Source organism: Streptococcus pseudopneumoniae (assembly GCF_001072315.1).
Lineage (GTDB): Bacteria > Bacillota > Bacilli > Lactobacillales > Streptococcaceae > Streptococcus > Streptococcus pseudopneumoniae_R.
Genome location: NZ_JVLI01000183.1, coordinates 1 through 15615, shown reverse-complemented (window position 1 = coordinate 15615; position 15615 = coordinate 1). Strand labels below are relative to the sequence as shown.

The following is a 15615-nucleotide window of genomic DNA, read 5'->3' as shown; positions in this document are numbered from 1 at the left end:
AAACTAGGAAACTAGCCGCAGGCTGTACTTGAGTACGGCAAGGCGACGTTGACGTGGTTTGAAGAGATTTTCGAAGAGTATAAAAATGTCACATAAGCCAAGCCGTATTATTAGGAAGATGATGTGTTTTCAGCTATTTTTATTCAGAAATTGATTTCTAATATTTCTTTAAAAAGTTCATCTAGCGAAACTACAAATAGGAAGAGAAAAAGCTAGCGCTTCTCAAGTTTTATCTAGTTTCCAAACTATAGTATTTACTGGAAATCTAAAGAAAATATCAGAAAAATTCAGCAAACGTTTTCTTCTTATTTTCTTGACTTTTTTGCTGATTTGTGCTTGACTTTTACTTGAAATTTGATAGACTATAGACAAATAGGAAAACGTATTCATTTAAAAACGGAGGAATAAGGAATGAATCAAGAAAAACGTTTGCATCGCTTTGTCAAAAAGTGTGGACTCGGTGTGTGTAGTGCTGTTGTTGCGGCCTTTTTATTGAACGCTCAGGGAGTAGCTTTGGCTACAGAGCAAGGGAATCGTCCAGTTGAGACAGAAAACATCGCTCGTGGAAAACAAGCTAGTCAAAGTTCTACTGCTTATGGAGGAGCTGCTACACGAGCAGTGGATGGTAATGTTGACAGTGACTATGGGCACCATTCTGTAACGCATACAAACTTTGAAGACAATGCTTGGTGGCAAGTTGATCTCGGAAAAACAGAGAATGTTGGAAAAGTTAAACTTTACAATCGTGGAGATGGGGATGTAGCTAATCGTCTTTCTAATTTTGATGTTGTTTTGTTAAATGAAGCAAAACAAGAAGTTGCTCGTCAACACTTTAATAGTTTGAATGGGAAGGCAGAACTTGAAGTTTTCTTCACCGCCAAAGGCGCTCGTTATGTAAAAGTGGAGTTGAAAACTAAAAATACCCCATTGAGCTTGGCAGAAGTGGAAGTATTCCGTTCAGCAACAACTCAAGTTGGACAGGATAGAACTGCACCAGTAGTAGATCAAACATCAGCATTGAAAGACTACCTTTTTGGCTTAACTTACAATCCTTTGGATATTTTAACTCGCAAGGGAGAAACCTTAGAAAATCGCTACAACACAAGTGCTAAGGAACAAAATGGAGAGTTTGTCGTTGTAGAAAAAATCAAGAAAACCCTCTCTACAGGCACAGCAGATGTTTCCATCAATGGAAATCAAAATGTCTTCCTAGGTGGCTTGTATAAGGCAAACCAAAATCTGCTAGAAAATCAGCCAGAATTGATTAGTCTTGCCCGTGCAAAGGGGACAGTCAGCGTCGATTTACCTGGTATGATTCAGTCTGACAGCCGAATTGAAGCAGATCCTACAACTAGTGGTATGCAGTCTGCGATGAATACCTTGGTTGAAAGATGGACAAAGAATTACTCATCTAGCCATTCCGTTCCTGCCCGTGTTCAGTATGAATCAACTACAGCCTATAGCATGAACCAATTGAAAGCAAAATTTGGTGCAGACTTTGAAAAAGCAGGCGCACCGCTCAAGATTGACTTTGAGGCTGTGCAAAAGGGTGAAAAGCAAATTGAAGTTGTAAACTTTAAACAAATCTACTATACAGCGACATTTGATGCACCGACCAATCCAGCAGCTGTATTTGACAAGAGTGTGACACCTGAAGATTTAAAACAAAGAGGCGTTGATTCACAAACTCCACCTGTATATGTATCAAACGTTTCTTACGGACGTCAAATCTATGTTAAGTTTGAGTCGACAAGTAAGTCTACTGAATTAAAAGCAGCTATTAATGCAGTTATCAAAGGCGCAACAATTGCTCCAAATTCTGAATGGAGCCGTCTATTGAAGAATACTTCTGTAACAGCGGTAATTGTAGGAGGTAATGCTAGCGGTGCTGCCAAAGTTGTCACAGGAACAGTCGAAAACTTGAAGGAACTCATCAGAGAAGGAGCTAACTTTAGCGCTCAAAGTCCAGCTGTGCCAATCTCATATAAGACTGCCTTCCTAAAAGATAATGCCCAAGCAACTTTACAAAATAGTACAGACTATATCGAAACGAAGGTTACTTCTTACAAAAATGGCTTCTTGAAACTTCATCATAAGGGTGCTTATATTGCACGTTACTACATCTATTGGGATGAAATTACATATGATGAACAAGGCAATCCAGAAATCCGTTCACGTCAATGGGAAGATAACGGAAAAAACAGAACTTCAGGCTTCCAAACAGAGATTCAATTTAGAGGAAATGTCCGTAATCTTCGTATCAAGGTTCAAGAAAAGACGGGTCTTGTATGGGAACCATGGCGTACAGTTTACAACCGCACAGACTTACCACTAGTACAACAGCGTACAATTACACATTGGGGAACAACTCTAAACCCTAAAGTTGATGAAAAAATTGTGAATGAGTAACGATTTGATTTACTTGATTCGATAGTAAACAGTGAAGAGGAGAAACTTCGATTTCTCCTCTTTTATGATTGGCTTTTGAGAGAATGAAAAGGGTAACTTCTATAGGGTATTGAAACTAGAATAGTACGTTGTTGCTGTTAAAACATTTTCAAACGTCTCACACTTAATTCCATCATAAAAATCCGTTTTAGACTAACTTCCACTTTGGATAGGCAAGTGGAAGTTACTTTGAGAAGTTACGCGGAAAAAAATTCACCAAAAAACTACTGAATCCCTTGAAAAATCTAGCTAAATAGGGTATAATATGAGTAATCATTTGTCGTAGGTTTTGTCTGAAATATTGTCCAGACAAGGCTCACAGCAGTTAAATCTTCTGAAAAAGTCAGATTTAGCTGCTCTTTTTGTGCTTTTTTTCAGGATTTTGATTATTTGTAACAAAGACTTAAAGATTCTGAAAATTTGTCAAGAGGACACGGTGATAGGGGTTTTACAACCATATGACGATTAGAAAGCCTGATTGACAAGGCTTGGAACTTATTTACAAAGGAGAATCATCTTGGCAGGACATGACGTTCAATACGGGAAACATCGTACCCGTCGTAGTTTTTCAAGAATCAAAGAAGTTCTTGACTTACCAAATTTGATTGAAATTCAAACTGACTCATTCAAAGCTTTCCTAGACCACGGTCTTAAGGAAGTATTTGAAGATGTATTGCCAATTTCAAACTTCACAGACACGATGGAGTTGGAATTTGTTGGATATGAAATCAAGGAACCAAAATACACGCTAGAAGAAGCTCGTATCCATGATGCTAGCTACTCAGCACCAATTTTTGTAACCTTCCGCTTGATCAATAAAGAAACAGGCGAAATCAAGACCCAAGAAGTTTTCTTTGGTGATTTCCCGATCATGACAGAAATGGGTACTTTCATCATCAATGGTGGTGAACGTATCATCGTATCTCAGTTGGTCCGCTCACCAGGTGTTTACTTTAACGATAAAGTTGATAAAAACGGTAAAGTGGGCTACGGTTCAACGGTTATCCCTAACCGTGGAGCTTGGTTGGAACTTGAAAGTGACTCAAAAGATATCGCCTACACTCGTATCGACCGTACTCGTAAGATTCCATTTACGACATTGGTTCGTGCGCTTGGTTTCTCAGGTGATGATGAAATCTTTGATATCTTTGGTGATAGCGAATTGGTTCGCAACACTGTTGAAAAAGATATCCATAAGAACCCAATGGACTCTCGTACCGACGAAGCTTTGAAAGAAATTTACGAACGTCTTCGTCCAGGTGAGCCTAAGACTGCTGAAAGCTCACGTAGCTTGCTTGTAGCTCGTTTCTTTGACCCACGTCGTTATGACTTGGCAGCAGTTGGTCGTTACAAGATCAATAAAAAACTCAATGTTAAAACACGTTTGCTCAACCAAACTATTGCAGAGCCATTGGTAGATCCTGAAACAGGAGAAATCTTGGTAGAAGCTGGAACAATCATGACTCGTAGTGTGATTGAAAGCATTGAAAGCCATTTGGATGGCGACTTGAATAAGATTGTCTACATTCCAAATGATGCAGCCGTTGTGACTGAGCCAGTTGTTCTTCAAAAATTCAAGGTTGTTGCACCAACTGATCCAGACCGTGTTGTAACCATCATTGGTAATGCCAATCCAGATGACAAGGTTCGTACGGTGACTCCTGCAGATATTCTTGCTGAGATGAGTTACTTCCTCAACTTGGCTGAAGGACTTGGCCGTGTAGATGACATCGACCACCTTGGAAACCGTCGTATTCGTGCGGTTGGGGAATTGCTTGCCAACCAAGTACGCCTTGGACTTTCTCGTATGGAACGTAATGTCCGTGAACGTATGTCTGTTCAAGATAACGAAGTCTTGACACCACAACAAATCATCAATATCCGTCCTGTAACAGCTGCGGTGAAAGAATTCTTTGGTTCATCACAGTTGTCACAGTTCATGGACCAACATAATCCACTTTCTGAGTTGTCTCACAAACGCCGTTTGTCAGCCTTAGGACCTGGTGGTTTGACACGTGACCGCGCTGGATATGAAGTCCGTGACGTGCACTACACTCACTATGGTCGTATGTGTCCAATCGAGACACCTGAAGGACCTAACATCGGTTTGATCAATAACTTGTCATCTTACGGACATTTGAACAAGTATGGTTTTGTTCAAACACCATACCGTAAGGTTGACCGTGAAACAGGTGTTGTTACGAACGAAATCGTTTGGTTGACAGCCGATGAAGAAGATGAATTTACTGTAGCACAGGCTAATTCTCGTCTGAATGAAGATGGAACCTTTGCTGAGAAAGTTGTCATGGGACGTCACCAAGGGGTCAACCAAGAGTATCCAGCTAATGTTGTTGACTACATGGACGTTTCACCAAAACAGGTAGTTGCCGTTGCGACAGCATGTATTCCTTTCTTGGAAAACGATGACTCCAACCGTGCCCTCATGGGAGCCAACATGCAACGTCAGGCTGTACCATTGATTAATCCTAAAGCACCTTACGTTGGTACTGGTATGGAATATCAGGCAGCCCACGATTCAGGAGCTGCTGTGATTGCTCAGTATGACGGTAAAGTTACCTATGCAGATGCTGACAAGGTAGAAGTCCGTCGTGAAGATGGTTCATTGGACGTTTACCACATCCAAAAATTCCGTCGTTCAAACTCAGGTACTGCTTACAACCAACGTACGCTTGTTAAAGTTGGCGATGTCGTTGAAAAAGGCGATTTCATCGCTGACGGACCTTCTATGGAAAATGGAGAAATGGCGCTTGGACAAAACCCAATCGTTGCCTACATGACTTGGGAAGGTTACAACTTCGAGGATGCTGTTATCATGAGCGAACGCTTGGTCAAAGACGATGTTTATACATCTGTCCACCTTGAAGAATACGAATCAGAAACGCGCGATACAAAGCTTGGGCCTGAAGAAATCACTCGTGAAATTCCAAACGTTGGTGAAGATGCTCTTAAAGACCTTGACGAAATGGGTATTATCCGTATCGGTGCTGAGGTTAAAGAAGGCGATATCCTTGTAGGTAAAGTAACACCTAAGGGTGAGAAAGACCTTTCAGCTGAAGAACGTCTCTTGCACGCTATCTTCGGAGATAAATCTCGTGAAGTGCGTGATACTTCTCTTCGTGTACCACACGGTGCCGATGGTGTCGTTCGTGATGTTAAGATCTTTACACGTGCAAATGGAGATGAGCTGCAATCAGGCGTTAACATGCTGGTTCGCGTCTACATTGCTCAAAAACGTAAGATCAAGGTCGGAGATAAGATGGCCGGACGTCACGGAAATAAAGGGGTTGTCTCTCGTATCGTTCCTGTAGAAGACATGCCTTACCTTCCAGATGGAACTCCAGTCGATATCATGTTGAACCCACTTGGGGTGCCATCACGTATGAATATCGGTCAGGTTATGGAGCTTCACCTAGGTATGGCTGCTCGTACTCTTGGTATTCACATCGCAACACCAGTCTTTGACGGAGCAAGTTCTGAAGACCTTTGGTCAACTGTTAAAGAAGCTGGTATGGATAGTGATGCTAAAACAATCCTTTACGATGGACGTACTGGGGAACCGTTTGATAACCGTGTTTCTGTCGGAGTCATGTACATGATCAAGCTCCACCACATGGTTGACGATAAATTGCACGCGCGTTCAGTCGGACCTTACTCAACTGTTACCCAACAACCACTCGGAGGTAAAGCTCAGTTTGGTGGACAACGTTTCGGTGAGATGGAGGTTTGGGCTCTTGAAGCCTACGGTGCGTCAAATGTCCTTCAAGAAATCTTGACTTACAAGTCTGACGATATTAACGGACGTTTGAAAGCTTATGAAGCTATTACAAAAGGAAAACCAATTCCAAAACCAGGTGTTCCAGAATCCTTCCGAGTTCTTGTCAAAGAATTGCAATCTCTTGGTCTTGACATGCGTGTCCTAGACGAAGATGACCAAGAAGTGGAACTTCGTGACTTGGATGAAGGAATGGACGAAGATGTCATCCACGTAGATGATCTTGAAAAAGCCCGCGAAAAAGCAGCACAAGAGGCTAAAGCAGCTTTTGAAGCTGAAGAAGCTGAGAAAGCAACAAAAGCGGAAGCAACAGAAGAAGCTGCTGAACAAGAATAAGCAGTTCACTTAGAATAGAAAGGGAAGAAATAGTGGTTGATGTAAATCGTTTTAAAAGTATGCAAATCACCCTAGCTTCTCCAAGTAAAGTCCGTTCATGGTCTTATGGAGAAGTCAAAAAACCTGAAACAATCAATTACCGTACCTTGAAACCAGAACGTGAAGGACTCTTTGATGAAGTTATCTTTGGTCCTACAAAAGACTGGGAATGTGCTTGTGGTAAGTACAAACGCATTCGTTACAGAGGGATTGTTTGTGACCGTTGTGGGGTTGAAGTAACGCGTACGAAAGTTCGTCGTGAGCGTATGGGGCACATCGAGTTGAAAGCTCCTGTATCTCACATCTGGTACTTCAAGGGGATTCCAAGCCGTATGGGCTTGACCCTTGATATGAGTCCTCGTGCCCTTGAGGAAGTGATCTACTTTGCGGCTTATGTGGTGATTGATCCTAAGGATACACCACTTGAGCATAAGTCTATCATGACAGAGCGCGAATACCGCGAGCGCTTGCGTGAATATGGTTATGGATCATTCGTTGCCAAGATGGGTGCCGAAGCTATCCAAGACCTTTTGAAACAAGTAGATCTTGAAAAAGAAATTGCTGAACTCAAAGAAGAGTTGAAAACAGCTACTGGACAAAAACGTGTCAAAGCTATCCGTCGTTTGGATGTTTTGGATGCCTTTTACAAGTCTGGAAACAAACCTGAATGGATGATTCTCAACATCCTTCCAGTTATTCCACCAGATCTTCGTCCAATGTTGCAGTTGGATGGTGGCCGTTTTGCCTCATCTGACTTGAATGACCTTTACCGCCGTGTTATCAACCGTAACAACCGTTTGGCTCGTTTGCTTGAGTTGAATGCACCAGGTATCATCGTTCAAAATGAGAAGCGTATGCTTCAAGAAGCGGTTGACGCTTTGATTGACAATGGTCGTCGTGGTCGTCCAATCACAGGACCAGGTAGCCGTCCACTGAAATCATTGAGTCACATGCTTAAAGGTAAACAAGGACGCTTCCGTCAAAACTTGCTCGGTAAACGTGTTGACTTCTCAGGACGTTCCGTTATCGCCGTTGGTCCAACGCTTAAGATGTACCAATGTGGTGTGCCACGTGAAATGGCAATCGAGCTCTTTAAACCATTCGTGATGCGTGAAATCGTTGCACGTGATATCGTGCAAAACGTCAAAGCTGCTAAACGCTTGGTCGAACGCGGAGATGAGCGTATCTGGGATATCCTTGAAGAAGTGATCAAAGAACACCCCGTGCTTTTGAACCGCGCACCGACCCTTCACCGTTTGGGTATCCAAGCCTTCGAGCCAGTCTTGATTGATGGTAAGGCCCTTCGCTTGCACCCACTTGTCTGTGAAGCCTACAATGCCGACTTTGACGGGGACCAAATGGCCATCCACGTACCGCTTTCAGAAGAAGCCCAAGCAGAAGCTCGTATCCTCATGCTCGCTGCTGAGCACATCTTGAACCCGAAAGATGGTAAACCAGTTGTTACTCCATCTCAGGACATGGTTTTGGGTAACTACTACTTGACTATGGAAGAAGCTGGTCGTGAAGGTGAAGGAATGGTCTTCAAAGACCGTGACGAAGCGGTTATGGCTTACCGTAATGGTTATGTTCACCTTCACTCACGTGTTGGTATTGCAACAGACAGCCTCAACAAACCTTGGACAGAAGAGCAAAAACACAAGGTCTTGCTTACAACAGTTGGTAAAATCCTCTTCAACGACATCATGCCAGAGGGACTACCATACTTGCAAGAACCAAACAATGCCAACTTAACAGAAGGCGTTCCAGCTAAATACTTCTTGCCACTTGGTGGAGATATCAAGGAAGCTATCAGCAAACTTGAACTCAACCCTCCATTCAAGAAGAAAAACCTTGGAAATATCATCGCTGAAATCTTCAAACGTTTCCGTACGACAGAAACTTCTGCCCTACTTGACCGTATGAAGAACCTCGGTTACCACCACTCAACTCTTGCAGGATTGACAGTGGGTATTGCCGATATCCCAGTCGTTGATGACAAGGCTGAAATCATTGAAGAATCACACAAACGTGTAGAACAAATCACCAAACAATTCCGTCGTGGTATGATCACAGACGACGAGCGTTACAATGCCGTTACAGCTGAATGGCGTGCTGCCCGTGAAAAACTAGAGAAACGCTTGATTGCCAACCAAGATCCTAAGAACCCAATCGTTATGATGATGGACTCTGGAGCCCGTGGTAACATCTCAAACTTCTCACAGCTTGCCGGTATGCGTGGTCTGATGGCTGCTCCGAACGGACGTATCATGGAATTGCCAATCCTTTCAAACTTCCGCGAAGGTTTGTCAGTACTCGAAATGTTCTTCTCAACTCACGGTGCGCGTAAAGGTATGACCGATACGGCCCTTAAGACAGCCGACTCAGGTTACTTGACTCGTCGTTTGGTTGACGTTGCCCAAGATGTTATCATCCGTGAGGATGACTGTGGAACAGACCGTGGTCTCTTGATTCGTTCTATCGCAGAAGGAAAAGAGATGATCGAGTCTCTCGAAGAGCGTCTCAATGGTCGTTACACTAAGAAAACTGTTAAACATCCAGAAACTGGTGCAGTTATCATTGGTCCAAATGAGTTGATTACAGAAGACAAGGCACGTGAAATTGTGAATGCTGGTGTGGAAGAAGTAACCATCCGTTCAGTATTTACATGTAACACTCGTCATGGTGTCTGCCGTCACTGTTACGGTATCAACTTGGCGACTGGTGATGCGGTTGAAGTTGGTGAAGCAGTTGGTACAATCGCTGCCCAATCTATCGGGGAACCTGGTACACAGCTTACAATGCGTACCTTCCACACGGGTGGGGTCGCTTCAAATACCGATATCACTCAGGGTCTTCCTCGTGTCCAAGAAATCTTTGAAGCCCGCAATCCTAAAGGGGAAGCGGTTATCACAGAGGTTAAAGGACAAGTTACTGCTATCGAAGAAGACGCTTCAACTCGTACCAAGAAAGTCTTTGTTAAGGGTGAAACTGGCGAAGGTGAATATGTCGTTCCATTTACCGCTCGTATGCGTGTTGAAGTTGGTGACCAAGTAGCGCGTGGTGCTGCTCTTACAGAAGGTTCTATCCAACCAAAACGCCTTCTTGCAGTTCGTGATGTCTTGTCAGTTGAAACTTACCTTCTCGGTGAAGTACAAAAGGTTTACCGTAGCCAAGGGGTAGAAATCGGTGACAAACACATCGAGGTAATGGTTCGTCAAATGATACGTAAAGTCCGTGTCATGGATCCAGGAGATACAGACCTTCTCATGGGTACCCTCATGGATATCAATGACTTTACAGATGCTAACAAGGATGTCCTTATCGCAGGTGGAGTTCCAGCGACAGGTCGCCCAGTCCTTATGGGAATTACCAAAGCCTCACTTGAAACAAATAGTTTCTTGTCAGCGGCTTCCTTCCAGGAAACAACTCGTGTCCTTACAGATGCAGCTATCCGCGGTAAGAAAGACCATCTCCTTGGACTTAAAGAAAATGTTATCATCGGTAAAATCATCCCAGCAGGTACTGGTATGGCTCGTTACCGTAACCTTGAACCACATGCTATCAACGAAGAAGAATACCTCAACCCTCCAGTAGAGGAAGAAGGAAACGAAGAAACAACAGAAGTAGTTGTGGATACTGCCGTTGAAACTGTGGAAGAAACAGTAGAATAAAAGCAGATGAGAGAGCCTTCGGGTTCTCTTTCTCTTTTCTGAAAACTTTCTCCATTTTTCCATAAAATGTGGTAAAATAATACTCAATGAAAATCAAAGAGCAAACTAGAAAACTAGCCGCAGGCTGTACTTGAGTACGGCAAGGCGAAGTTGACGTGGTTTGAATTTGATTTTCGAAGAGTATAAAAGAAAGAAGCTGACAAAGGAGACAAGTATGGAACAAACATTTTTTATCATTAAACCAGACGGTGTAAAAAGAGGATTAGTGGGTGAGGTGTTGAAACGCATCGAACAACGTGGATTGACAATCGAAAAATTGGAGTTGCGTACAAAGGTTTCAGAAGAGTTGATTGACCAGCACTATCAGGACTTGGTTGGTCAGAGTTTTTACCCACCGATTCGTGAATTTATGACTTCAGGACCGGTTCTTGTGGGTGTCATTTCTGGTCCCAAAGTAATCGAAACTTGGCGGACCATGATGGGTGCAACTCGTCCAGAAGAAGCTTTACCAGGAACTATTCGAGGTGATTTTGCAAAAGCTGCTAGTGAAAACCAAGCTATTCAAAATGTTGTACATGGTTCAGATTCAGAAGAGTCAGCTAAGCGAGAAATTGCTCTTTGGTTTTAAGAGTTGATTGACCAAATAGATTGGTTAAAAGCTCATTTGAATAGAAAGTATAGTCAAGTATTTTAAGATATGACGCATGATATCAAACTTTTTAGTCTTTGATATGGTGCGTTTTTTGATTAAGTGACTATTAGTTCGTCTCGCTCCGTTAGGTGCGAGACAAAAAAACACCCGCTATGCGGGTGCGCGTCGATTTTACGCTGCTTTTTACATCATGGATATTGATTAGCTATCAAAAAAATAAAATGGTTCACCTATTTAGCTTACTCAATCAATCTTCAAAGTAATCCTCTAGAAGCAAGTTGTTATTTAGAATGCATAACTTTTTAAAATGTAATCTTTCTTGAAAATATGTGTCATGACAAACCAAAAGTATCGAACCTGGATAACTTAATAAGAATTTTTCTAGTGCATTAAGTGAGGTAATATCAAGAAAGTTTGTTGGTTCATCTAAAATAAGAAAATTTGAATCGCTCAGAAGGACTGATGCAAGTTGGCCTTTAACTCGCTCACCCCCTGAGAGCTTGCCAAACGGAACAAATATTTTATCAAATTTTAGATCTAGCATTGCAAGAAAGTTTATAATTAATTGTTTATTATGACTACTTGTTTCATATATATTATCAAAGAGTGTTTTATCTTGGTCTAGTGTATTTAATTCTTGACTAAAATACCCAATTTTTAAACCTTTTGAAAAATATCCATCTATTTCTTGATTTACTATACTTTTTAATAATGTAGTCTTTCCAGATTTATTTCTTCCAGTTAACAACCATTTTTCTCCAAACCTCATTTTTATTTGAGGTATATAAAGATTTATAAAATTTGTACTTAGCTTGCTTTCTTTTAATTCGATCATTGTATTAGAAGAATACTCTAATGTGGAGCTTATTGTTTTAAACTTAATTTGTGTTTTAGGTGAAGGTCGGGAAGGTGCAGTCAATCTACTTAATCTTTTTTCAATAGCTTTGGCTGATTTGGCCATGGCTTTTTCTTGACTATCGTAGCTCCCCATTTTTGAACGCGCTTTCCAGTCTGAGTTGCTGATTCTATTAGAACTTTTCTTACTAATTTTTTTTGATCTTATCTTTTTATTTTCTAATTCTTTAGTTAACCTAGACACCTCATTGTTATATTGAGCAATATTTTTCCAACATTGCTCTTCTATTTGATTTCTTTCATTTTCAAATTCCGTAAAATTTCCTTTGAAAACTCCTATTTGACTCCTTTCAATGAAAACAATTTTTTCTATAATATTGTCTAGTAAAAAACGATCGTGACTAACCAAAATTATTGTACCATCAAATTTCGATATTCTATGGATTAACCATTGAACATTATGCTGATCCAAATGAGATGTCGGCTCATCTAAAATTAGTATAGAGGGTCTTGAAGAAAAGGCCTCCTTTAATAACTTTAAAGAAATCTCTCCTCCTGATCCATCTCTAATCTCCTTAACTTGAGGAACATAAGCAATATCTCCATTCACTGTTATCATACCTTTGTAATCAATATCTTCCTGGATAATCATTCTTAGCAAAGTTGTTTTTCCTACACCATTACTCCCCACAATGCCTATCCGTTCACCATGATGAAGAATTAACTCAGGTATTTGAAGGATATGTCGTGAATTAATTTGTTTTTCGATATTTTTCATGCGGAGAACTTCCATATCAGCTCCTATATTTCAAACTATTCTTCAGCGTACATTGACGATTGCATTTTATACAATTTTCTATAATACTCATCCTTATTCATTAACTCATTATGAGTTCCGAATGAATGAATTTCTCCGGATTTTAACACCAAAATTTTATCAGCAAATTTTACACTCGCAAGTCTGTGAGTAATATAGAAAACAGTTTTTCCTTGTGTCAATTGCAGAAAATCTTGAAATAATTCATATTCTGCTTTGGCATCAATTGATGCCGTCGGCTCATCTAATATTAAGATTGGTACATTTGAAAAAAACGCTCTTGACAGTGCAACTTTCTGCCACTCCCCGCCAGATAATTCTTTCCCACCATCAAATTTTCTTCCCAAAACTTGGTCTAATGACATATCTTTTATATTAAACCGACCTTTATCAAGCGCTTTAGTTATATCTTCATTTTTAAATATCCTAGATAAATCGGACAGTGCAACATTCTCTCTTAATGAAATATCAAATTTAGAAAAATCTTGGAAAATTGAAGTAATCTGCTTTCTATAATCTGTCAATTCATATTCTCTAAGTGACTTACTGTTTACTATTATATCACCCGAATAGTTAGGATAGAAAGCACATAGCAATTTGACTAGAGTCGTTTTTCCAGCTCCATTTTCCCCAACTATTGCAATTTTCTCTCCCTCAGCTATTTTAAAGCTAACGTTACTTAATACCAAATCAGAATTGTTTGAATAAGAAAAGTTAACATTTCTAAATTCTATGATATCATCACCAAAATTATTTTCAGTTTTAGTAATTGGTACTTCTGTACTTAGCTCATCTTCAATTTCAATAAACTTAAAAAAGTTTTCCATGTAGAGGAGAGTGTCATAGAGGAGTGAACTATCTTCTACAAGTCTAGCCATACTATTTATTGAGTAGATAATACTAGTAGAAAACACAAAAATAACACCTAAATCTAAAACACCTTTTTTGATTTGAATAATAACATATCCAAACATTAAAATTATGACGATACTATTAAGAGTTATAAATAAAGCTGAATTGGTAAATTTTTTTCTCCGATCAACTTGGAGCTTGTCAGTTATTGATGTAAATACATCTGTATATTTTGTAATAAAAAAGAAATATAAATTATAAAGCCGAATATCTTTAATGTGATTGTTACTCAAAAGAACCTGACTATAATAATCTAACTTACGAGATTCTTCACTATTAGACACAAGTGTTTCAAATGCCTGTTGCTGGATTCTATAAGTTATGATACCTTGTGGAATCAATACAACAAACAGTAGTAAACTTACTAGTATATTCACAGAGCTAACCATTAACAGCATAGAAGCAAATACAATTGCATTGGAGATAAGGCTAGTTCCAAATACTAATAAATTTACTGGACGCCAACTTGCTTCTGAACTAAGCAACTGTATATCGTTATAGAATTCGCTATCTTCAAAATAACTAATATTCTGTAATCTCTCTGATTTACGCATCAACTCCGTATTTAATTGATACGTCAATAAATCAGTCATGCGACCTTGTATCATCACGAGCAGTGGGGATATTAGATTGTTAAGAAAGAAAGATACCCCCCAAACCGCAATAAGCATAGTAAGATTTATGGAATTCAAAGAGGATATTTTATTGACAACTATGTTAGTAATAAAAATACTGATAGAAGGAAGAATAGATTGTATAGGAACCATTAAAATCATCCACAACATTATAGACTTTGATGTTTTCCACACAAAATTCAAACTTTTTAGATATAAATTTAAATAGTTAAATATTTTTTCCATGTTCAATCTACCTTTTAATAAAATTTTAGGCTAGAATAAACTCTAGCCCAAATTATATAAGTGCATACTTTAATTTCTAAGCGTTTAGCCAGAATACAACAACACAATACTAATTAGCCTGTGCACTTAGTTGCACCTCTTCAGCTTGTAATCTCCAATTAAATGGCATACAATAAGTTTCATACAATCTTATGACTTCACTATTTTCCAAGTTAGATTGTTCTAAAACATGGTATCTATCTCGCATACTACCACCTTGGTCTTGAAGAATACATTTCTGATACGGTGCCAACGTAAACAAAGTAAATTTATTTCCTAACTCATCAAACTCAAATACTTCAACGGGTTTATCATATGAATAATATACATCTATATTATTCGCAACCATTTCAATAGTAACTTGATTACGACCTGTATAACAACTTGTTCTATATTTAGCTCCTGCTTCAATTGTCTGATAAGAAGGAATAACATGAACATGTCCAAAATGAACTGGAATTACTCCCTTAACTGTCATTTCTAAACAGAATTGACTTTCAGGTGCAAGTCTGTAAATATTTTCATATGAGTCAGTAATCTCAATAAATGAATTATTTGTATCAACTAGGGCATCCGCACCAAGAATCATCCCTGCTTCAAGCGAATAAACCTCATCTTGATATCTCACAGTTGCATCACTGCCTGAGACATACCTTACAATACAAGGATTGTTTCCTTTTTGGAAATCACCAAGTTTTGTGTAGTGACGCTCATGATTTCCGATATCATCAATAGTAGTATATAAACCAACAATATTATTCATTATAATCCCTCCTAATATGTAAAAATGTATGCACTCCTATCCCAAATAATTAATCTGCCTTCCCAACATCAAGACCATTGGACTTCTTTTGCGATTGCACTCGAATCTCCAATTGTTTATTCTTCTGAATAAACTGTTGGTAAGGAATTGTATTACCAAACATAAAAACACCTAGCAATGCAAATGTAACTAATTTTTTAATTCCACGTTTTTTTCTCATACAATGAAACCCCTTTCTGTTTCCTTGTTTTTATTCTAACAGATATATTTTATTTAGTCAAGTTTTTTATTATCTTTTGAACTTTTTTTTTTTATTATTACCATAGAGAATTATCTATTTCTTTAACTTGCTATTTTGAACTAAAAGTTTTATAATGAAATTAAGCAAATAGGAAGGTTTATTATCTTTAATGAATACACTCGCAGAGAA

The 15615-nt window shown here is 39.4% G+C and carries 8 protein-coding genes; 4 read left to right on the top strand and 4 right to left on the bottom strand.

Annotation, left to right across the window (positions count from 1 at the left end):
- The first annotated feature begins 411 nt into the window (after positions 1 to 411).
- From ADH54_RS09850 to ndk, 4 genes are all read left to right on the top strand, one after another.
- On the top strand, positions 412 to 2409 hold the full coding sequence (locus ADH54_RS09850; protein ID WP_049524975.1) for a thiol-activated cytolysin family protein: 1998 nt from the start codon (positions 412 to 414) through the stop codon (positions 2407 to 2409).
- 556 nt (positions 2410 to 2965) lie between these two features.
- The gene (gene rpoB / locus ADH54_RS09845; protein ID WP_049524974.1) at positions 2966 to 6577 is read left to right on the top strand and encodes a DNA-directed RNA polymerase subunit beta; all 3612 of its coding nucleotides are present in this window, start codon (positions 2966 to 2968) and stop codon (positions 6575 to 6577) included.
- Positions 6578 to 6609: 32 nt separating this feature from the next.
- Positions 6610 to 10287 carry a DNA-directed RNA polymerase subunit beta' gene (gene rpoC, locus ADH54_RS09840; RefSeq protein WP_000228740.1) on the top strand — a complete coding sequence of 1226 codons (3678 nt, stop codon included), beginning with the start codon at positions 6610 to 6612 and terminating at the stop codon, positions 10285 to 10287.
- 214 nt (positions 10288 to 10501) lie between these two features.
- Positions 10502 to 10915 (top strand): nucleoside-diphosphate kinase, encoded by a 414-nt coding sequence (gene ndk, locus ADH54_RS09835; RefSeq protein WP_049524973.1) that lies wholly within the window; start codon positions 10502 to 10504, stop codon positions 10913 to 10915.
- Between the two features lie 271 nt (positions 10916 to 11186).
- On the opposite strand, the gene ADH54_RS11600 is transcribed toward ndk, so the two are convergent.
- From ADH54_RS11600 to ADH54_RS12245, 4 genes are all read right to left on the bottom strand, one after another.
- Entirely contained in the window at positions 11187 to 12572 is a 1386-nt protein-coding gene (locus ADH54_RS11600; RefSeq protein ID WP_161800822.1) for an ATP-binding cassette domain-containing protein, read from the bottom strand.
- 35 nt (positions 12573 to 12607) lie between these two features.
- On the bottom strand, positions 12608 to 14116 hold the full coding sequence (locus tag ADH54_RS09825; RefSeq protein ID WP_239682667.1) for an ABC transporter ATP-binding protein: 1509 nt from the start codon (positions 14114 to 14116) through the stop codon (positions 12608 to 12610).
- 376 nt (positions 14117 to 14492) lie between these two features.
- Positions 14493 to 15185 carry a hypothetical protein gene (locus ADH54_RS09820; RefSeq protein ID WP_049524971.1) on the bottom strand — a complete coding sequence of 231 codons (693 nt, stop codon included), beginning with the start codon at positions 15183 to 15185 and terminating at the stop codon, positions 14493 to 14495.
- 49 nt (positions 15186 to 15234) lie between these two features.
- Positions 15235 to 15405 (bottom strand): PhrA family quorum-sensing system peptide, encoded by a 171-nt coding sequence (locus tag ADH54_RS12245; protein ID WP_049524970.1) that lies wholly within the window; start codon positions 15403 to 15405, stop codon positions 15235 to 15237.
- Positions 15406 to 15615 lie beyond the last annotated feature (210 nt).

Coding starts and splice junctions, on each gene's coding strand:
- ADH54_RS09850 (WP_049524975.1), top strand. CDS start 412: ATGAATCAAGAAAAACGTTTGCATCGCTTTGTCAAAAAGTGTGGACTC.
- ndk (WP_049524973.1), top strand. CDS start 10,502: ATGGAACAAACATTTTTTATCATTAAACCAGACGGTGTAAAAAGAGGA.
- ADH54_RS11600 (WP_161800822.1), bottom strand. CDS start 12,572: ATGAAAAATATCGAAAAACAAATTAATTCACGACATATCCTTCAAATA.
- ADH54_RS12245 (WP_049524970.1), bottom strand. CDS start 15,405: ATGAGAAAAAAACGTGGAATTAAAAAATTAGTTACATTTGCATTGCTA.
- ADH54_RS09825 (WP_239682667.1), bottom strand. CDS start 14,116: ATGACTGATTTATTGACGTATCAATTAAATACGGAGTTGATGCGTAAA.
- ADH54_RS09820 (WP_049524971.1), bottom strand. CDS start 15,185: ATGAATAATATTGTTGGTTTATATACTACTATTGATGATATCGGAAAT.